General features: G+C 64.4%; 18 protein-coding genes. 11 read left to right on the top strand and 7 right to left on the bottom strand.

All coding sequences use genetic code 11. The annotated features are described in order from the left end of the window. Nucleotides 1-3: 3 nt before the first annotated feature. Genes phnH through ACP2YO_RS35120 form a run of 8 tightly spaced genes read left to right on the top strand, consistent with a single transcriptional unit; the run spans nucleotide 4 to nucleotide 6483 of the window. A complete protein-coding gene (gene phnH / locus ACP2YO_RS35155) occupies nucleotides 4-612 on the top strand; it encodes a phosphonate C-P lyase system protein PhnH (RefSeq protein ID WP_426435682.1) in 609 nt (202 codons plus the stop codon). A 3-nt stretch (nucleotides 613-615) separates the two neighbouring features. Beyond that, nucleotides 616-1719, top strand: coding sequence for a carbon-phosphorus lyase complex subunit PhnI (locus ACP2YO_RS35150; RefSeq protein WP_426435681.1), 1104 nt, complete (start codon nucleotides 616-618; stop codon nucleotides 1717-1719). Continuing rightward, a complete protein-coding gene (locus ACP2YO_RS35145) occupies nucleotides 1716-2600 on the top strand; it encodes an alpha-D-ribose 1-methylphosphonate 5-phosphate C-P-lyase PhnJ (protein ID WP_426435680.1) in 885 nt (294 codons plus the stop codon). Before ACP2YO_RS35150 ends, ACP2YO_RS35145 begins: the two co-directional genes overlap by 4 nt. Next, the gene (phnK, locus tag ACP2YO_RS35140; protein ID WP_426435679.1) at nucleotides 2593-3390 is read left to right on the top strand and encodes a phosphonate C-P lyase system protein PhnK; all 798 of its coding nucleotides are present in this window, start codon (nucleotides 2593-2595) and stop codon (nucleotides 3388-3390) included. Before ACP2YO_RS35145 ends, phnK begins: the two co-directional genes overlap by 8 nt. Nucleotides 3391-3398: 8 nt before the next feature. Beyond that, nucleotides 3399-4097 carry a phosphonate C-P lyase system protein PhnL gene (phnL, locus tag ACP2YO_RS35135; protein ID WP_426435678.1) on the top strand — a complete coding sequence of 233 codons (699 nt, stop codon included), beginning with the start codon at nucleotides 3399-3401 and terminating at the stop codon, nucleotides 4095-4097. 13 nt (nucleotides 4098-4110) lie between these two features. Continuing rightward, nucleotides 4111-5265, top strand: a complete 1155-nt coding sequence (locus tag ACP2YO_RS35130) for an alpha-D-ribose 1-methylphosphonate 5-triphosphate diphosphatase (RefSeq protein WP_426435677.1) — start codon at nucleotides 4111-4113, stop codon at nucleotides 5263-5265. After that, on the top strand, nucleotides 5262-5852 hold the full coding sequence (phnN, locus tag ACP2YO_RS35125) for a phosphonate metabolism protein/1,5-bisphosphokinase (PRPP-forming) PhnN (RefSeq protein ID WP_426435676.1): 591 nt from the start codon (nucleotides 5262-5264) through the stop codon (nucleotides 5850-5852). The genes ACP2YO_RS35130 and phnN overlap by 4 nt, the downstream gene beginning before the upstream one ends. 19 nt (nucleotides 5853-5871) lie before the next feature. Further along, complete coding sequence (locus ACP2YO_RS35120) at nucleotides 5872-6483, top strand: pyridoxamine 5'-phosphate oxidase family protein (protein WP_426435675.1); 612 nt, start codon at nucleotides 5872-5874, stop codon at nucleotides 6481-6483. A 61-nt stretch (nucleotides 6484-6544) separates the two neighbouring features. Here ACP2YO_RS35120 and ACP2YO_RS35115 read toward each other — a convergent pair whose 3' ends face one another. The 4 genes from ACP2YO_RS35115 to ACP2YO_RS35100 form a co-directional block, all read right to left on the bottom strand. Then, entirely contained in the window at nucleotides 6545-6769 is a 225-nt protein-coding gene (locus ACP2YO_RS35115; protein WP_426435674.1) for a hypothetical protein, read from the bottom strand. A 267-nt stretch (nucleotides 6770-7036) separates the two neighbouring features. Continuing rightward, on the bottom strand, nucleotides 7037-7837 hold the full coding sequence (locus ACP2YO_RS35110) for an SDR family NAD(P)-dependent oxidoreductase (RefSeq protein ID WP_426435673.1): 801 nt from the start codon (nucleotides 7835-7837) through the stop codon (nucleotides 7037-7039). Between the two features lies 1 nt (nucleotide 7838). Next, nucleotides 7839-8393 carry a carboxymuconolactone decarboxylase family protein gene (locus ACP2YO_RS35105; RefSeq protein WP_426435672.1) on the bottom strand — a complete coding sequence of 185 codons (555 nt, stop codon included), beginning with the start codon at nucleotides 8391-8393 and terminating at the stop codon, nucleotides 7839-7841. 48 nt (nucleotides 8394-8441) lie between these two features. After that, nucleotides 8442-9392 (bottom strand): hypothetical protein, encoded by a 951-nt coding sequence (locus ACP2YO_RS35100; RefSeq protein ID WP_426435671.1) that lies wholly within the window; start codon nucleotides 9390-9392, stop codon nucleotides 8442-8444. A 199-nt stretch (nucleotides 9393-9591) separates the two neighbouring features. On the opposite strand from ACP2YO_RS35100, the gene ACP2YO_RS35095 reads away from it, so the two are divergent. From ACP2YO_RS35095 to ACP2YO_RS35085, 3 genes are all read left to right on the top strand, one after another. Then, entirely contained in the window at nucleotides 9592-13065 is a 3474-nt protein-coding gene (locus ACP2YO_RS35095; protein WP_426435670.1) for an indolepyruvate ferredoxin oxidoreductase family protein, read from the top strand. 138 nt (nucleotides 13066-13203) lie between these two features. Continuing rightward, complete coding sequence (locus ACP2YO_RS35090) at nucleotides 13204-13635, top strand: hypothetical protein (protein WP_426435669.1); 432 nt, start codon at nucleotides 13204-13206, stop codon at nucleotides 13633-13635. 98 nt (nucleotides 13636-13733) lie between these two features. After that, complete coding sequence (locus tag ACP2YO_RS35085) at nucleotides 13734-15314, top strand: alkaline phosphatase D family protein (protein ID WP_426435668.1); 1581 nt, start codon at nucleotides 13734-13736, stop codon at nucleotides 15312-15314. 99 nt (nucleotides 15315-15413) lie between these two features. On the opposite strand, the gene ACP2YO_RS35080 is transcribed toward ACP2YO_RS35085, so the two are convergent. The 3 genes from ACP2YO_RS35080 to ACP2YO_RS35070 form a co-directional block, all read right to left on the bottom strand. Continuing rightward, nucleotides 15414-15620: a hypothetical protein gene (locus ACP2YO_RS35080; protein WP_426435667.1), complete on the bottom strand. Its 207-nt coding sequence runs from the start codon at nucleotides 15618-15620 to the stop codon at nucleotides 15414-15416. A 160-nt stretch (nucleotides 15621-15780) separates the two neighbouring features. Then, a complete protein-coding gene (locus ACP2YO_RS35075) occupies nucleotides 15781-17019 on the bottom strand; it encodes a PLP-dependent aminotransferase family protein (protein WP_426435666.1) in 1239 nt (412 codons plus the stop codon). 70 nt (nucleotides 17020-17089) lie between these two features. Beyond that, nucleotides 17090-17632, bottom strand: coding sequence for a DUF3124 domain-containing protein (locus ACP2YO_RS35070; RefSeq protein WP_426443386.1), 543 nt, complete (start codon nucleotides 17630-17632; stop codon nucleotides 17090-17092). Between the last annotated feature and the right edge of the window lie 27 nt (nucleotides 17633-17659).

The following is a 17659-nucleotide window of genomic DNA, read 5'->3' as shown; positions in this document are numbered from 1 at the left end:
GCGATGACGACGGTTGCCGAATTGCCCACAGGCTTTGCCGACAAGGTGTTGTCGGCGCAGTCGACCTTCCGCTCTGTCATGGACGCAATGGCGCGCCCGGGCAACGTCCAGCGCATCACGGCCCAAGCGGGAACGCCCGCCGGCATGATGCGCGGCTCGTCTGCGATCGCGCTGACGCTGTTCGACCACGACACGCCGATCTGGCTCGATGCCGCGATGTCGGCGACACCGGATATCGCGAGGTGGCTCAAGTTCCACACCAGCGCGCCGGTGCTTGCGGATTCCTCGATCGCCAGCTTCGCGCTGATCGGCGATGCCGGCAATCTTGCGGCGCTCGATCGCTTCGCGTTCGGCACCAACGAATATCCGGATCGTTCGACCACGCTGATCCTGCAGGTCGACAGCGTGACGCAAGGGCCGGCGTTCGAGCTGAAGGGTCCCGGCATCGACGGCACCGCGCTGTTGCAGGCAATGATCCAGCCGCGCGACCTGTTCGAGCGGCTCACCATCAACGAAACCCTGTTCCCGCGCGGCATCGATGTCGTGCTGGTCCATGACGATGCCATTGTCGCGATCCCCCGCACCACGCGGCTGGTCGCAAGCGGAGTGTAAGCGATGTATGTAGCCGTCAAGGGAGGCGAACGCGCCATCGAGAACGCTCATCGCCTGCTCGCGCATGAGCGGCGCGGCGACCGCGATGTGCCCGATGTGTCGCTGGCGCAGATCGCCGAACAGCTCTCGCTCGGCGTCGACCGCGTCATGACCGAAGGCTCGCTCTACGACCGCGAGCTCGCGGCGCTCGCCATCAAGCAGGCCCGCGGCGACATGATCGAGGCGATCTTTTTGGTCCGCGCCTTCCGCGCCACGCTGCCGCGCTTCGGCGCCACCGAGCCGGTCAACACCGGCGAAATGCAGGTGCGGCGTCGCGTCTCATCGACCTTCAAGGACATTCCAGGCGGCCAGATCCTGGGACCGACTTTCGACTACACCCATCGCCTGCTCGATCCGCAACTTGCCGAGGGCTTCGTGCCGGAGCAGCCGTTGACGGCGGAAGCGTCTCAGGCGGCGACGCCGCGCGTGACCGACATCCTCGGCCGCGACGGCCTGATCGAAACGTCGCCGCAGGCGGATGCCGACGCACCCGTCGGCGATCTCACGCGCGAGCCGCTGAACTTCCCGGCCGATCGTGACCTGCGGCTGCAAAACCTCGCGCGCGCCGACGAGGGTTTTCTGCTCGCGCTCGGTTATTCCACGCAGCGCGGCTATGGCCGCAACCATCCCTTCGCCGGCGAAATCCGCTTCGGCGAGGTCGAGGTCGAGTTCTTCGCCGAGGATGCCGGGTTTGCCGTGCCGCTCGGCGCGATCGCGCTGACCGAGTGCCAGATGGTCAACCAGTTCAAGGGCTCGGCCACCGAAGCGCCGTGCTTCACCCGCGGTTACGGCCTTGCCTTCGGGCAGAGCGAGCGCAAGACCATGTCGATGGCGCTGGTCGACCGTTCCTTGCGGGCGCGCGAGCTGGATGAGGAGGTCACGGCGCCGGCGCAGGACGAGGAGTTCGTGATGTCGCACTCCGACAATGTGCAGGCGACAGGCTTCGTGGAGCATCTGAAGCTGCCGCATTATGTCGACTTCCAGTCCGAGCTTGGCCTGCTGCGCAAGCTGCGCCAGGAATTCGCCGAGGCGAATGAGGCTCCCGAAATGCAGGAGGCCGCGGAATGAACGCGCCAACATACAACTTCGCCTATCTCGACGAACAGACCAAGCGGATGATCCGCCGCGCGATCCTGAAGGCGATCGCGATCCCCGGCTATCAGGTGCCGTTCGCCAGTCGCGAAATGCCGATGCCTTATGGCTGGGGCACCGGTGGCGTGCAGGTGACGGCGGCGATCCTCGGTCCCGACGATGTGCTGAAGGTGATCGACCAGGGTTCCGACGACACCACCAACGCGATTTCGATCCGAAAATTCTTCGGCAAGACCGCAGGCGTCGCGACCACGACCGCAACGCCGGATGCAACCGTGATCCAGACCCGGCATCGCATTCCCGAGGCGCCGCTGCATGCCGGGCAGGTGCTGGTCTATCAGGTGCCGATTCCTGAACCTCTGCGCTTCCTCGAGCCGCGCGAGACCGAGACGCGGCGCATGCACGCGCTCGCCGAGTATGGCCTGATGCACGTCAAGCTCTACGAGGACATCGCCCGTTTCGGCCATATCGCGACGGCCTACGCCTATCCGGTGAAGGTGAATGCGCGCTATGTGATGGATCCGTCGCCGACGCCGAAATTCGACAATCCGAAGATGGACAATTGCCCGGCACTGCAGCTGTTCGGCGCTGGCCGTGAGAAGCGGATCTATGCGATCCCGCCGCATACCACGGTGGTCTCGCTGGATTTCGAGGATCACCCGTTCACGCGCTACCGTTTCGATGCGCCGTGCGCGCTGTGCGGCGCCGATAATTCCTATCTCGACGAGATCCTCACCGATGACAAAGGCGGGCGGATGTTCGTCTGCTCCGACACCGATTTCTGCGAACAGCGCCAGGCGGCCGGTCACCACGGCACCGAGAGCGCGGCGCCACACAAGGAGAAGGCCCATGTCTGAGCCTTTCAGCCTCGACGACGCCGAGCCGCTGCTGGTCGCGGAGGGGCTTGCCAAGAATTACGGCCAGCTCGCGGCGTGCCGCGACGTCTCGTTCTTGCTCTATCCCGGTGAGGTGCTGGCGATCGTCGGCGAATCCGGTTCGGGCAAGTCGACCTTGCTGCAGCTTCTGTCGGCGCAGCTCGCGCCGAGCGCGGGGCGCGTGTCGTACCGGATGCGTGACGGTGTCCTGCGCGACCTCGCCGAACTCGGAGAAGCCGAGCGGCGCTTCCTGTTCCGTACCGACTGGGGCTATGTGCACCAGGATCCGGCGCAGGGGCTGCGCATGGCGGTCTCGGCCGGCGCCAATGTCGGCGAGCGGCTGATGGCGGTCGGCTGGAATCATTACGGCCGGATCCGCGACACCGCCTCGAACTGGCTCGATCGGGTCGAGATCGATGTCGGCCGTATCGACGATGCGCCCAAGACCTACTCCGGCGGCATGCGGCAGCGGCTGCAGATCGCGCGCAACCTCGTCACCGAGCCGCGGCTGGTGTTCATGGACGAGGCGACCGGCGGCCTCGACGTCTCGGTGCAGGCGCGCCTGCTCGATCTGATGCGCAACCTCGTCAGCGAGCTCGGGCTTGCCGCCATCGTCGTGACCCACGATCTCGCGGTTGCGCGCTTGCTCTCACACCGCGTGATGGTGATGAAGGGGGGCCGTGTCATCGAGACCGGTCTGACCGATCAAGTGCTCGACGATCCCCACGAGCCCTATACACAACTGCTCGTCTCCTCAATTCTTCCGGCATGAGTGTGCCAATGACCGCGATGATCGAACTTGCCAACGCTGAAAAGACCTTCACCATGCATCTGCAGGGCGGCATCGAGCTGCCCGTGGTGCGCGGCGTCTCGTTCCACGTCGAGCCGGGCGAATGCGTGGTATTGTCGGGCCCGTCGGGCGCCGGAAAATCCTCGATCCTGAAGATGATCTTCGGCAATTACCGCTGCGACGGCGGCCGGATCGGCATCCGCCACCATGGTACGCTGATCGACCTCGCGACCGCCGAACCCCGCCAGGTGCTGAGCGTGCGCCGCTCGACCATCGGCTATGTCAGCCAGTTCCTGCGCGCGGTGCCGCGGGTGGCGACGATCGACGTCGTCGCCGAGCCGCTGTTCGTCAACGGCGTGGCGCGCGAGGAGGCCCGCGGCCACGCTGGCCGATTGCTGCGCCGGCTCAATATCCCGGAGCGGCTGTGGGCGCTGCCGCCCTCGACCTTCTCCGGTGGCGAGCAGCAGCGTGTCAACATCGCGCGGGGGTTCATCTCGGACCTGCCGATCCTGCTGCTGGACGAGCCGACCGCCTCGCTCGATGCCGCCAACCGCGCCGTGGTGGTCGAACTGATCGCCGAGAAGAAGACCAGGGGCGTCGCGATGGTCGCGATCGTCCATGACGACGAGATCCGCCATCTGATCGCCGACCGCATTGTGGATGTGACCTCGTTTGCCGCTTCTGCCTGAAGGACCGTTTGAAATGACTGGCAAGCAAGACACCATCATCGGCAACGCCCGTGTCGTCCTCGCCGACCGCGTGATCGAGCAGGGTTGGGTCGCCATGTCAGACGGCAAGGTCGTTGAATTCGGCGAGGGCAGGGCACCCGGGGCGGCCGAGGATGCCGGCGGCGACCTGATCATGCCGGGGCTGATCGAGCTGCACACCGATCATCTTGAGATGCACTATGTGCCGCGGCCCAAGGTGTACTGGAATCCGGTCGCTGCCGTGATCTCCTATGACGGTCAGCTCGCAACGTCAGGGATCACCACGGTGCTGGATTCGCTGCGGGTCTGGCGCGAGGACGGCGCCGAGGATGTCGACGGCCGCGCCGGTGTGCTGGCGGCGGCAATTTCAGCTGCGCGCGAGGAGGACCTGCTGCGCGCCGATCACTTCCTACATCTGCGCTGCGAAATTCCGATGCCGGATGTGGTTGCCGAGGCCAAGGAGCTGATCGACCGGCCCGATGTGCGGCTGATGTCGCTGATGGACCACACGCCGGGCCAGCGCCAGTTCCGCGACGAGGTGAAGCTGCGCGACTATTATCGCGGCAAGGGCGGCGGCATGACCGATGCCCAGCTCGACGTGCTGTTTGCACGCCGCTTCGACTATCAGAAGCAATATGCCGCGACCAATATGCGCGCGATCGTCGCGCTGGCGCATGAGTACAGGATTCCGCTGGCCAGTCACGACGACACCACCGAAGAGAACGTGACGGACGCGATCAACGACAAGGTCGCGGTTGCAGAATTCCCGACCACGATGGAGGCCGCGCGCGGGCTGCACGCGGCCGGCATCGATGTGTTGATGGGAGCACCCAACGTTGTGCGCGGCGGCTCGCATTCCGGCAACATCGCGGCCGTCGACCTCGCTCGCGAGGGGATGCTCGACATCCTGTCGTCGGACTACATCCCGTCGAGCCTGCTGATGGCGGCGTTGCAGCTGCCGCAGCACGTGCCGGCGATTGATCTCGCCTCCGCCGTCCGCACCGTGACCAAGACGCCGGCCGAGGCGGTTGGGCTTGCCGATCGTGGCGAGATCGCGGTCGGCAGGCGCGCTGACTTGATCCGCGTGCATGTCGCGCGCGACCTGCCGGTGGTGCGCAGCGTCTGGCGCGAAGGAGGCAGGGTCGCATGACCGAGGCCCCCGTCATCGCCGAGCAACGCGTCACCGCAATTGGCCCCGGCCGCCTCGTCCTGGTGGTCGGTCCGAGCGGCGCCGGCAAGGACACGCTGCTGGGGTTAGCGAAAGCAGCCTGCGCCGACGACCGCAACATTGTGTTCCCGCGTCGCCTGATCACCCGCGAGGCCTCGGCGTCAGAAGACAATGAGGAAGTCAGCGCCGATACCTTCCAGCGCGCGGTTGCCGGCGGTGATTACGCCATGCACTGGGAAGCGCATGGGCATCGCTACGCGTTGTCGCGGACGATCGATGACGACATCCGCGCCGGCCGCACGGTGATCGCGAACGTCTCGCGCACGGTGATATCCGCGGCGCGCGGCAACTATGCCAGCGCCGTTGTGGTCGCGATCACCGCGCCGCCCGATGTGCTCGCCGCGCGGCTCGCGGCGCGGGCGCGCGCCAGCGACGGCCGGCTCGAGCAGCGGCTCGCCCGCACCGTCGACGAGACCACGGCGGATTTCACCATCGTCAATTCCGGCACGGCCGACTATCACGCGCGTCAGCTGGTTCGCATCATCAAAGGCGAGCGCTGGGACGGTTAGCAGCAACGAGAGGATGTGAATGTCAGTGATTGAATCGATCGAGCAGCTTGAGGCGATCTACGGTTTTCCGAACGACGCCTCGACCGTGAAGGTGGCGGATCGCGTAACGCCGCTCTACCGCGTGCTCATCGAAAAATCGCCCTTCGTGTCGCTGGCGACCTCCGGACCCGAGGGGCTCGACTGTTCGCCACGCGGCGACTTGCCCGGCTTCGTCCGCATCCACGACGACAAGACGCTGATGATGCCGGACCGTCGCGGCAACAACCGCTGCGATTCGTTGCGCAACATCGTGCGCGATCCCCGCATTGCGCTGCTGTTCCTGATCCCGGGCTCCGGCAGCACGCTGCGCGTCAATGGCCGCGGCCTTGTGTCCGCCGAGCCGGAACTGCTCGCGTCCTTCAAGATGGATGGCAAGGCGCCGCGCACGGTGATCGTGATGACGGTCGAGGAAATGTACTTCCAGTGCGCGCGTGCGATCGTGCGCTCCGATCTCTGGAACCCAGACAAGCAGGTTGACCCGAGGACCTTGCCGACGCCGGGCCAGATCCTCGCCGAGATGAGCGAGCATACGGTCGGTGGCGAAAAATACGATCGGGAATGGCCCGAGCGCGCGGGGCAGACGATGTGGTGATTTTCCGGGAAAGCGCACGCGGCAAGATGCCGCGTGCCTCGTTCATGACATTTCGGAAAGGTCAGGCTGCAATGTCCAGCAGCAATTGCGAGGAGCCACGGACCAGCACCTTGCGGCCCGCAGGCGTCAACACAAACGAATCGCCCCGCATCGCAACATAGCCGAGCGTAATGAGGCTTTCGACGGCAAACCGGCTCAGTTTTGAAGGGTTCTCTGCGGGAGTCCGCAATGCTTTCAACGCATCCCACTGATCTGGTCGCAGTTCGAGGTCGAGTTCTTCGTTCATGGTTCAGGCACTTTCCGTAGCGGTTTCCGGCGAACCGGTAACCAATCCGCTGGAGAAAACGCGTCAGACAACGCGCTTCCATTCATGGGTGCCAGATACCCAGCGCAGATGAAGTTCGTGCGACCACAACGAGTCAGGATTTCGATTTATGTGGACACGCCGTCACATCGTCGTGTCATTGGAATGTTTCAATTTTCTCGAATCGTGCAGTGCATTGATGCGTGACGTCGTCACAGAAGTTAATCGCTTGAGAATTTATAACTTGGGTTAACCGCGCCGCACGCTTGCGCCGCCATCGACCGGCAACGTGACACCGGTGATGAAGTTGGCTTCGTCGGATGCGAGGAACAGCGCCGCGTTCGCGACATCCCAGCCGGTGCCCATCTTGTGGCGCAGCGGCACCTTGCTGTCGCGCTCGGCCTCGACCTCGGCGCGGCTCTTCTTGAATTCGCGGGCGCGGGTGTCGACAGCCATCGGCGTGTTCATCAGTCCGGGCAGGATCACATTGGCGCGAATGCCGTATTGCGCATTCTGGTAGGCGAGCTGCTCGGTAAAAGCGATCATCGCCGATTTCGTCGCCTTGTAGGCGACGTAGGGGTAGGTCGTGATCGCCGCGATCGACGAGATGTTGATGATGGAGCCGCGCTGCTGCTGCCGCATGATCGGGATCACATGCTTGGCGGCAAGGACGCAGCTCTTCAAGTTGATCGCCACGCAACGTTCGAATGCCTCCTCGGTGATGTCGAGCAGCTCGGCGTCGCCGCCGGACAGGCTGACGCCGACATTGTTGTGCAGGATATCGACGCTGCCCCAGCGCCCATGCGCGTCGGTGACCATCGCCTTGAGGTCTGCATTTTTCGTGACGTCGGCCCTGAAGGCGACTGCGGCGCCGCCCTTGGCCGTGATCAAATCGACAGTTTCCTGCGCCGAGTCCAGATTGTGATCGACGCACAGCACCTTGGCGCCCTCCCGCGCGAAGGTCAGCGCGGTGGCACGGCCGTTGCCGATGCCTTCGCCAGGGCTCTGTCCAGCGCCGACGACGATGGCGACACGATTCTGCAAGCGCATCTCACTTCACTCCCGGTATCGGGTACTGCTGCAGTACCTCTTTGTAAGTGGGTTCGTTGTCGATCTTCATCGTGGCGAGCACGCGGACCACGGCGCAGTAGAACGCGATGGTCAGCACCAGATCGGTCATATGCTCGTCGGAGAGGTGCATCTTGATCTCCGCGAAGGTCGCATCCGACATCGCGAGTTCGCGGACCATCTCGCGGGCGCCCTTGAGGATCGCCTTGGCGAGCGGCTCGAGCTTCGACGGCTTGCCTTCGGTTTCCGCGATCAGGCCCTGAATGTCCTCGTCGGTGACGCCGAACTCTTTGCCGATCTTCACATGGTGGGTGAATTCGTACTCTGATTTCTCGAGCCAACCAACCTGCAGGATCGCGAGCTCGCGCAAGCGCGGATCGAGCTTACTCTTGAAGCGGATATAGCCACCGATGCCATTGAAGGCGCGCGCCATGTCAGGTGAGTTGACCAGGAGCTTGTGCAGATTGGTATTGCGCTTGAGCATGTCGCGATACTCAGGAGCGACCTGATCGGCTTCGAGATAGGGCAGGCGGGCCATTGTTGTTGTCCTTGGTTCGGCGGCGTGCGGGAACGCGCGGCTGCTGGTTCAGCCGTAAAGCGCTTTGTACTCGCTGTCATAATGGGCGTAGGACTGCTTCATGCTGGCGCCGTTGAGCAGCATGGTCGCGACCACTGCGTTATCGGCATCGAACACGGTCGTGCGCACCCACATGCTTTCGGTGCGCTTGCTGCCGGAGAGTGCGACGACCTCGCGCTCGGCCCAATAGGTCTCGCCCGGAAATAGCGGACCACGCAGCAGGCGGATTTCCTGATCGGCGAACAGTCCGACAGCTGGGCCGCGGACGGGCAGCCGGTCTTCGCGCGCGCGGTACTGGAACAGCACGCTCAGCATTTCCATCGGGATGATGGCGCGGCCCCAGGGATTGTGCTCCAGCGAATAATAGTCTGATGGTTCGGTGATCACCTTCAGCTTGTCGGCCAGCGAAAACGGATAGAGATCGCCCATCTTCTGGTCGAAATCCATCTTGATTGCCTGACGCGGCGTCTTCATGCCGACCTTGATGTCGGCGAGGATGACCGGGTCGGTCAGCGGCTTCAATTCGCCGAGCCGGTGGCTGAGCGCTGTTTCTGTACCGTCGCCGTCGATGGAAGCGGTGCCGCGCAAAATCTCGGTCCCGTCGCGCTTGATCATCCCGATCGCGCAAACGGTCTGGCCCGGTTTCGGCTTCTCGATCTGGGCTTGCACCTCTTCGCCTTCGAAGACGGGGTTGCGGTAGTGCGCGGACAAGCATCCGGTCATGAACCAGGCCCGGCCCCAGATCCGCTCGCACAGGGGCGCGAACTGGCTGAAGTGCGTGGGTCCCTCGATCGTGCCGCCCCGGAAGCCGAGCTTTTGCGCGGTTGCGTCGTCATGAATCGAAGCGTGGGCGTCGTAGATTTGGGCCTGAAGCATCTGTTTCGGGCTGCGCCAGGGACCCACCAGCAGGTTGCCGTTCTCCAGTATTTCCGTCGTGAACGCGGTTTCGACTGTAATCATCCTGGTCTCTCCCTTTGACTGCCAATTTTTCAAAGAAGGTCCGGTTCGGCAAGGGCATGCGGGCGCAACCTCGAGATATGTGCTGCGGCCATGGAACAAGGCTGTTCATGCATAGCAAAATCAGTGCATGCTGATGCATGATCCTGTGCAGATAATGAGACCGGTTCGGACCGGCACGGCACAAACGGGAGCCTGGCTGATGGCGTTGATGGAAGTTGGACTGGACGACAAGTACCGGTTGGACGTGAAACGAATCTTCCTCTCCGGTACCCAGGCTCTGGTCCGATTGCCCATGTTGCAGCGCGAACGCGACCGCGCGCAAGGGCTGAACACCGCAGGTTTCATCTCCGGTTACCGCGGTTCGCCGCTCGGCATGTACGACCACGCGCTGTGGCGCGCTAAATCCTTCCTGAAAGAGCACGATATAGCCTTCGTGCCGGGCCTCAATGAGGATCTGGCCGCGACCGCGGTGTGGGGCAGCCAGCAGGTCGGCATGTTCCCGGGCGCCAAGGTCGATGGCGTGTTCGGCATCTGGTATGGCAAGGGCCCCGGCGTCGACCGCTCGCTCGACGCACTCAAGCACGCCAATTCCGCCGGCACTTCGCCGAACGGCGGCGTGATCGCGCTGGCCGGTGACGATCATGGCTGCCAGTCCTCGACGCTGGCCCATCAGAGCGAGCAGGTGTTCGCCTCGGCGCTGATGCCGGTGGTCAATCCGGCCACGCTGCAGGACTATCTCGATCTCGGCATCCTCGGTTTTGCGTTGTCGCGTTATTCCGGCTGTTGGGTCGGCTTCAAGGCGATCTCGGAGACCGTCGAGAGCTCGGCCTCGATCGTCAGCGATCCCGATCGCATCAAGATCATCATGCCCGACGATTTCGAGATGCCGCCCGGCGGCCTTTCGATCCGCTGGCCAGATCCGTCGCTCGAGGCCGAACGGCGCCTGCACGGTCCGAAGATGGACGCGGTCGCCGCCTTCACCCGCGTCAATCGCTTCGACCGTATCGTGCTGGATTCGAAGCCCGCGCGGCTCGGCATCATGGCGACCGGCAAGGCCTATCTCGACCTGCGCCAAGCGCTCGCCGATCTCGGCATTACGGATGCCGACGCGCAGGCGCTAGGCCTGCGCATCTACAAGGTGGCGCTGACCTGGCCGCTCGAAGAGCGCGGCGCGCGCGCGTTCGCTGATGGCCTGCAAGACGTCCTCGTGGTCGAGGAGAAGCGTGGCTTCATCGAGGATCAGCTCGTCCGTATCCTCTACAACATGGACGCTGCGAGACGCCCTTCGGTGGTCGGCAAGCGCGACGAGAGCGGTGCGCCACTGTTACCAAGTGAAGGCGAGCTGACACCGACCATGGTGGCGGCCGCCGTGGTCGCGCGGCTGCGCAAGCTCGGCCATCGCAGCCCGATGCTGGAGCAGCGCCTTGCCAAGCTCGAGGCGTTCGATCGTCCGGCCGAGGGCACGGGTGCCGTCAAGCTGGCGCGCACGCCGTATTTTTGTTCCGGCTGCCCGCACAACACCTCGACCAAGATCCCCGAGGGCAGCCGCGCCATGGCCGGCATCGGCTGTCACGGCATGGCGTTGTCGGTGCCGAATCGCCGCACCGCGACGATCTCGCATATGGGCGCGGAGGGCGTGAACTGGATCGGACAGGCGCCGTTCACCGACGAACAGCACGTGTTCCAGAATCTCGGCGACGGCACCTACACCCATTCCGGTCTGCTGGCGCTGCGTGCCGCGGGCGCCGCGGGCGTCAACATCACCTACAAGATCCTCTACAACGACGCGGTGGCGATGACCGGCGGCCAGCCCGCCGAGGGTGGTTTTTCGGTGTCGCAGATCGCGCACCAGGTCGCGGCCGAAGGGACCAAACGGCTCGCGATTGTCTCTGACGAGCCGGACAAATATCCAGCGAACTATTTCCCCGATGGCGCCACCGTGCATCACCGCAGCGAGCTCGATGCCGTGCAGCGCGAACTGCGCGACATCAAGGGCCTGACGGTCCTGATCTACGACCAGACCTGCGCCGCCGAGAAGCGCCGCCGCCGCAAGCGTGGGCTCTACCCCGATCCGCCGAAGCGCGTCTTCATCAATGAGCGCGTCTGCGAAGGCTGCGGCGACTGCTCGGTCGCGTCGAACTGCGTCTCGGTGCAGCCACTGGAGACCGAGTTCGGCCGTAAGCGCCGCATCGACCAGTCGAACTGCAACAAGGATTTCTCCTGCATCGAAGGTTTCTGCCCGAGCTTCGTGATGGTGCAGGATCCAAAGCTGCGCAAGGCCGATCGCACCGCCGTCGATCCAAAGGCGCTGTTCGCGGATCTGCCGACGCCGCCGGCTACCGCGCTCGCCGCTCCCTACAACATCCTGATCACCGGCATCGGCGGCACTGGCGTCATCACCATCGGCGCGCTGCTCGGCATGGCCGCGCACGTCCAGGGCCTGGCCTGCTCCACACTCGACTTCACCGGCCTGTCGCAGAAGAACGGCGCGGTCATGAGCCATGTCCGTCTCGCGCCGGCGACCGACATGCTCACCACCGTCCGCATCGCGCCCGGCAATGCCAATCTGATCCTCGGCTGCGACCTCGTCGTCGCCACCAGCGTCCCGGCGCTGAGCCGGGCCGAGCGCGGCGTCACCCGCGCCGTCGTCAACGCCGACCTGTTGCCGACCGCAAGCTTCGTGATCGACCCGGACATCGATTTCGAAGCCGGTGCGATGCGCGACGCGCTGAACGGCGCGGTGACATCAAATGATCTCGACATCCTCGATGCCACGGGCCTCGCCACCGCGCTGATGGGCGACAGCATCGCGACCAACGCCTTCATGCTCGGTTTCGCGTTCCAGCGCGGCGCGATCCCGCTGTCGCTTGATGCCATCCTGAAGGCGATCGAACTCAACGGCGCCGCGATCGAGATGAACAAGATGGCGTTCTCGTGGGGCCGGCTGGCGGCGCACGATTTGCCGCGCGTCGTCAGCGCGGCCCGCTTCAAGAGCGCCGGCGCGGCGCCCGTGAAGCGGACGCTCGACGAGGCGATCGCGCTGCGCGCCAAGACCCTCGCCGACTATCAGGACGACGCCTATTCCAGGCGCTACCTTGACGACGTTGCGCGCGTGCGCGCGGCTGAGACCGCGGCGGCGCCGGGCTCGCAGGAACTGACCGAGGCGTTCGCAAAGGGCCTGTTCAAGCTGATGGCCTACAAGGACGAGTACGAGGTCGCCCGGCTCTATTCCGACGGCGAGTTCGCCCGGGCGCTGACGGAGCAGTTCGAGGGAGATTCCGGGGTCAAGGTGCTGCTGGCGCCCCCGCTGCTGGCGCGCCGTGATCCCGTCACCGGGCATCTACAGAAGCGTGAGTTCGGCCCATGGGTGTTCAAGGCGTTCGGACTGCTGGCGCGGCTGAAGGGCCTGCGTGGCACCGCGCTGGACATTTTCGGCTACACCGCCGAGCGCAAGATGGAACGTGCGTTACCGGTCGACTATGCGGCGATGATCTTGCGTCATCTCGACGGCAAGAGGCCGCTCGACCTGCCGCGTCTGGTGGCGCTGGCAAAGGCCGCGGACCTGGTGCGCGGGTATGGCCACATCAAGGAAGCCAACGTCGCCCGCTACCGCGCCGAATGTACGCGGCTGGAAAGCGCGATCGGCCCGCCGGTGGCGCAGGCGGCCGAGTAGAGCGGGCGGCCGGCCGCGGGAACTTTCCGCGGCCGCCATGGTTGACTGGTAACTCTGCCCGCAGCATCGGCTGGATTTGCGCGGCCGGGTTCCTACATCAACCCTGTTCCGTTTTGAGTGATTTCAGGAGGCCGCGTCATGGTCCTGAAAAGCGTTTTTGTTGCAGCTGTTTGTACCGCGTGCCTGGCGTTGGGCGGCGTGGCTTTCGCTGACGAGTACCGCCCGAGCGAGTATTTCGGTCTCAATCTCTCGACGGCCGTGCTGTCGCCCAAGCGGCTCGGTCCGCCGGCGCAGTTCGAGCCGGTGCCGGTCGAGGCGAATGGCGATCGCGGCAATGACACGCAGGCGAGTACCGAGCCGAGGGTCGAACAGCCGAAGGTCGAGCCGCAGAAGCCGGTGCGTACGACCAGGGTGACAGCGCCGGCGCAGCGGCCGCACAAGGTCGCGCGCGTTCCGGCGCGCGCCAAGCTGGCGCGGCGGCATACCAACCCGCTCGACGCGGAGGCGCGCGATATCCGGATCCAGACCTGGCCGTGCCGCTCCGGCGGGATCTGCAACTGGCATCGGTGAGAAGGCCCCTTGAGAGTCGTCCCGCTGTCGTAAAACCGTAAGCCGCGAGTCAAGCAGCGCAGGCAAAACCGTCGTCGCGATTCGACGAAGGTTTTCCGATGGCGATAGCGATTCCCGCGAGGAGGCGAGGCGTCACGCGGCGTCAGCTTCTAGTACGCTCCGCCTCCACGGCGGCGCTCGCCGGATTGGGCTCGCTCGCACGACCTTATCTCAGCCGCGCCGCGGACCGCCCGCAGATCGCCGGCATTCAGTCCGGCGACGTTGCAAGCGACTCCGGCGTGATCTGGGCGCGGGCCGACCGCGCGGCGCGGATGCAGGTCGAATGCTCCACGGTCGAAAGCTTCGCGACCATTTTGCGCACGGCATCCACCGACGCGCTGCCCGAGCGCGACTTCACCGCAAAGCTGCTGCTCGATGGCCTGCCGCCGGGACAGGGCATCTTCTACCGCCTACGCTTCGACGATCGCGACGGAGTTGTCGGTGAGAGCCGCGTCGGACACTTTCGCACTGCGCCGGTCGATCGGCGTTCGGTCTCGTTCGTCTGGTCCGGCGACGTTGCAGGGCAGGGCTGGGGCATCGATGCCGCGCGGGGCGGCATGCGCAGCTACCGCACCATGCTGAACGACCGCCCCGACTTCTTCATCCATTCCGGCGATCACATCTATGCCGACTGCACGGTGCCGTCTGAGCTAGAGCTCCCGAACGGCGAGGTCTGGCGCAACATCGTCACGCAAGAAAAATCCGTCGTTGCACACAGCCTCGACGAGTTCCGCGGCAACTACAAATACAACTGGCTCGACGACAATTTCGGCGCCTTCCATGCTGATGTCCCGATGTTCGCGCAATGGGACGATCACGAGGTGGCCGACGACTGGTCGCCGATCGGCACTACTGACGCGACCGGCTACGACGCCGATGGCACCTCGCTTCTGGTGGCGCGGGCGCGCCGCGCCTTCCACGAGTTCATGCCGATGCGGCTGATGCCGGAGCGCGATGGCCGGGTCTATCGCAAGATCGCCTATGGGCCGCTGCTCGATGTCTTCATCATCGACATGCGCTCCTACTGCGATTCGACCTGGAATAAAGAGGGCGATCCGGACAAGACTTTCATCCTCGGCCAAAGCCAGCTCGCTTGGTTGAAGCGCGAACTGGTGGCGTCGGATGCGACCTGGAAGGTGATCGCGGCGGATCTGCCGATCGGCCTGATCAGCCTGGATGCCGTCGCGCTCGGCGACGGGCCGCCCGAGCGGCGTGAGCATGAGATCGCAGATTTGTTGTCCTTCATGAAGCGCGCCGGCGTGCGCAATACGGTGTGGCTCACCGCCGACATGCACTACACCGCCGCGCATCACTACGATCCGAACCGCGCGGTGTTCCAGGAGTTCGAGCCGTTCTGGGAGTTCGTCTCCGGTCCGTTGCATGCCGGCACTTGGTCGCCAGGCGAGCTCGACAACACCTTCGGTCCCAAAGCGATGTATCAGAAGGGCTGCAACGCGGAGCAGGGCGACAACCTCGCGCCATGCTTCGGCCTGCAATTCTTCGGCCGCGTCGACATCGACGGCAAAACCTCCGTGATGACGGTGACGCTGAAGGACGTTGACAACCACGACCTCTGGTCGGTCGATATCGCGCCGCGGCCGGATGCGCGGCCCGGCCAGATCATGGCGCAGCACATCTGAACGGCTGAGACGGTCGCCGCATCTCGACAAAGAAAATGGCTCCGGGAAGAGCCATTTTCCGTTGTGTCGGCGTTGTGTGTCGGTCTTGGTGGCGATGCCTTAGTGGCGATGCCGCATGCGGTCGTGATGATGGTGCCGGTCACCGTGCCAGCCGCGATCATGGCGCATTTCGGCACGGGCATCCCAGGCGCGATCCCTGTGATGGTACCCGCCGTGTTTGATCACGACGGTCTCGGCGCTGGCAATCGACGGTACCGCAACGGCAAGCGCGCCAATCGCTGCAAAAACCAAACCAAACTTCTTCATCTCTCGTCCTCCTCACTTGAGCGAGAATGAAACAGCGCAGCGATGGAAACGTTCCGGAGGAATCGGAGGAGTTTTCTGAACGGTTGTTCAGGAACGGTATTCTGTTGTCGCATGCGCGACGCAACCGTCATTGCGGGCGGAGCTTGCGGCAGGCAGACCGCTAACCACGCTTCTCCACATTGCTGCTTCGCGTCGGCACGCCAAACTCCTTGCGGCACACCTCGGCGAGGACGGCGACGCCCTCTCGAATCTGCTGATGTGAAGGGCTCGCGAAGCACAGCCGCAGCCGGCTGCCGGAATGGGCCTTGCTGGTCGACCATTCCGGTCCCGGGTTGATCGAGACGCCGGCGGCGAGCGCCGCCTGATACAGTTTGAGCGTGTCGACAGTGTCGGGCAGTTTGACCCATAGGAAGATGCCGCCCTTCGGCGCCGTGAATTCGGCCGCGGTGCCGAACTGCTCGTTCAGCGCCTCCATCAGCGTGTCGAGTTTTGCGCGCAGGCCGCGTGTCAGCCGCGGCACGTGGGTCGCGAAATGCGGGGCGCAATATTCGGCGAGCACCATCTGCTCCAGCGCGCCGGAGCCGGCGTCGGTCTTCAGCGCCAGCATCCGAGACATCATCTCCCAGGGCGCGACGATGAAGCCGACGCGCAGCGCCGGCGCGATCGACTTGGAGAACGAGCCGATATGGATCACGCCGCCATGCGTGCTCATGGCGTAGATCGCCGGCGGCCGCTCGCCGCTCCAGATCAAATCGGCATAGCAATCGTCCTCGAAGATCGGCACGCCATATTCCTGCGAGAGCTTCAGCATCTCGGCGCGGCGGCTCTCGGGAAGGATGCTTCCAGTCGGATTCTGCACCGTCGGGATGGTGTAGATATATTTCGGCGTGATGCCGCGCCGCTTGTGGTCGGCGAGCGCGGAGGCGAGCGCGTCGATCCGGATGCCTTCGCTATCAAGCGGAATGCCGACCGCGTTGACGCCGAGCCGGGTCAATCGGTTCAGCGAGCCCTGATAGGTCTCCTGCTCGATCAGCACGGTATCGCCCTTGGCAAGCAGCGTCTGATTGACCAGGTCGAGAGCCTGCAGCGAGCCGGAGACGATCATGACCTCCTCCGGCGTACAGGCGATCCGGGCGTCGCGCTTCAGCTTCTCGGTCAGGAATTGGCGCAGCGGCAAATAGCCTTGCGGCCCGTGCGCGAGGTTGTAGGTCGCGAGATTGCGGCCGTCGCGCTTCAGCACGGCGCTGACCGCCTCCAGCAGCCCGTCGACCGGGACCTGCTCGGGATCGTTGTTGCCGCCGACGAAGCTGTACTTCGCAAGTCCGGTCCACCGCGCGGCCGGCGCGGGCAGGCCGGCCGGGAGCAGCGGTGCAAAGTCGAACTGGGGTGAGGTGGACATGGATGTTTCGCTCCGTCTTGTTTTTTTGTTGAAAAGGCCTGTCGCGGCCGTCCCTGAGTTAGTTCTTGCGTTAGTTCTTGCCGACCAGCTTGATCGACCGGCCCTGGCTGATGAAGGCATAGTGTCCGGCGCCGACGCCGCCGACCATCAGCGCCTCCGCCACCGGTTCGGCGATTTCGCTCGTTGCCGCCCAATCGACCACGAAATTGGCGCCGGTGCCGCCCCTGACATCCGTGGTGGCGATGAAGACCTCCACGGTCGAGAACGGTTTTAGCGCGATCGGGGATTTGAGGTAGCTCTCCACCATCTTGCCTGATGTGTCGAAATAGGCGATCCGCTTCAGCACCAGAGGCCTGGTCTCGGAGGCGTTGTGCACGCTCAGCGTCACCGAGAAATCGGCCCTGAGCTTGCCTTGGCTCATCGCCACGCTGGAATAGACCGGCACATAGAACGCTCCTGACACGGTGAGAGCTTCCGACGGCACGGGGGTCAGTGAATTCGCAAAATTTTGTTCAATGGTTCCGGCAGATTGTGCGAGGGCACCGTCCGTGTACGCGGTGAGCAGGCAGGTGAGAATAGCCAGAAAAAAGCCGCCTGCGCGGATGTGACACATTGCCTGCTTGATCCCCACGCTCTTCCC

The sequence above is a fragment of the Bradyrhizobium genosp. P genome (assembly GCF_049949265.1).
In the GTDB taxonomy this organism is placed as follows: Bacteria; Pseudomonadota; Alphaproteobacteria; order Rhizobiales; family Xanthobacteraceae; genus Bradyrhizobium.
Note: the sequence above shows the minus strand (reverse complement) of the source record. Positions and strands in the feature narration are given on the sequence as shown.

What these genes read in the sequence shown, in the direction of transcription:
- phnH (WP_426435682.1), top strand. Translation starts at nt 4, where the DNA reads ATGACGACGGTTGCCGAATTGCCCACAGGCTTTGCCGACAAGGTGTTG.
- ACP2YO_RS35150 (WP_426435681.1), top strand. Translation starts at nt 616, where the DNA reads ATGTATGTAGCCGTCAAGGGAGGCGAACGCGCCATCGAGAACGCTCAT.
- ACP2YO_RS35145 (WP_426435680.1), top strand. Translation starts at nt 1,716, where the DNA reads ATGAACGCGCCAACATACAACTTCGCCTATCTCGACGAACAGACCAAG.
- phnK (WP_426435679.1), top strand. Translation starts at nt 2,593, where the DNA reads ATGTCTGAGCCTTTCAGCCTCGACGACGCCGAGCCGCTGCTGGTCGCG.
- phnL (WP_426435678.1), top strand. Translation starts at nt 3,399, where the DNA reads ATGACCGCGATGATCGAACTTGCCAACGCTGAAAAGACCTTCACCATG.
- ACP2YO_RS35130 (WP_426435677.1), top strand. Translation starts at nt 4,111, where the DNA reads ATGACTGGCAAGCAAGACACCATCATCGGCAACGCCCGTGTCGTCCTC.
- phnN (WP_426435676.1), top strand. Translation starts at nt 5,262, where the DNA reads ATGACCGAGGCCCCCGTCATCGCCGAGCAACGCGTCACCGCAATTGGC.
- ACP2YO_RS35120 (WP_426435675.1), top strand. Translation starts at nt 5,872, where the DNA reads ATGTCAGTGATTGAATCGATCGAGCAGCTTGAGGCGATCTACGGTTTT.
- ACP2YO_RS35115 (WP_426435674.1), bottom strand. Translation starts at nt 6,769, where the DNA reads ATGAACGAAGAACTCGACCTCGAACTGCGACCAGATCAGTGGGATGCG.
- ACP2YO_RS35110 (WP_426435673.1), bottom strand. Translation starts at nt 7,837, where the DNA reads ATGCGCTTGCAGAATCGTGTCGCCATCGTCGTCGGCGCTGGACAGAGC.
- ACP2YO_RS35105 (WP_426435672.1), bottom strand. Translation starts at nt 8,393, where the DNA reads ATGGCCCGCCTGCCCTATCTCGAAGCCGATCAGGTCGCTCCTGAGTAT.
- ACP2YO_RS35100 (WP_426435671.1), bottom strand. Translation starts at nt 9,392, where the DNA reads ATGATTACAGTCGAAACCGCGTTCACGACGGAAATACTGGAGAACGGC.
- ACP2YO_RS35095 (WP_426435670.1), top strand. Translation starts at nt 9,592, where the DNA reads ATGGCGTTGATGGAAGTTGGACTGGACGACAAGTACCGGTTGGACGTG.
- ACP2YO_RS35090 (WP_426435669.1), top strand. Translation starts at nt 13,204, where the DNA reads ATGGTCCTGAAAAGCGTTTTTGTTGCAGCTGTTTGTACCGCGTGCCTG.
- ACP2YO_RS35085 (WP_426435668.1), top strand. Translation starts at nt 13,734, where the DNA reads ATGGCGATAGCGATTCCCGCGAGGAGGCGAGGCGTCACGCGGCGTCAG.
- ACP2YO_RS35080 (WP_426435667.1), bottom strand. Translation starts at nt 15,620, where the DNA reads ATGAAGAAGTTTGGTTTGGTTTTTGCAGCGATTGGCGCGCTTGCCGTT.
- ACP2YO_RS35075 (WP_426435666.1), bottom strand. Translation starts at nt 17,019, where the DNA reads ATGTCCACCTCACCCCAGTTCGACTTTGCACCGCTGCTCCCGGCCGGC.
- ACP2YO_RS35070 (WP_426443386.1), bottom strand. Translation starts at nt 17,632, where the DNA reads ATGTGTCACATCCGCGCAGGCGGCTTTTTTCTGGCTATTCTCACCTGC.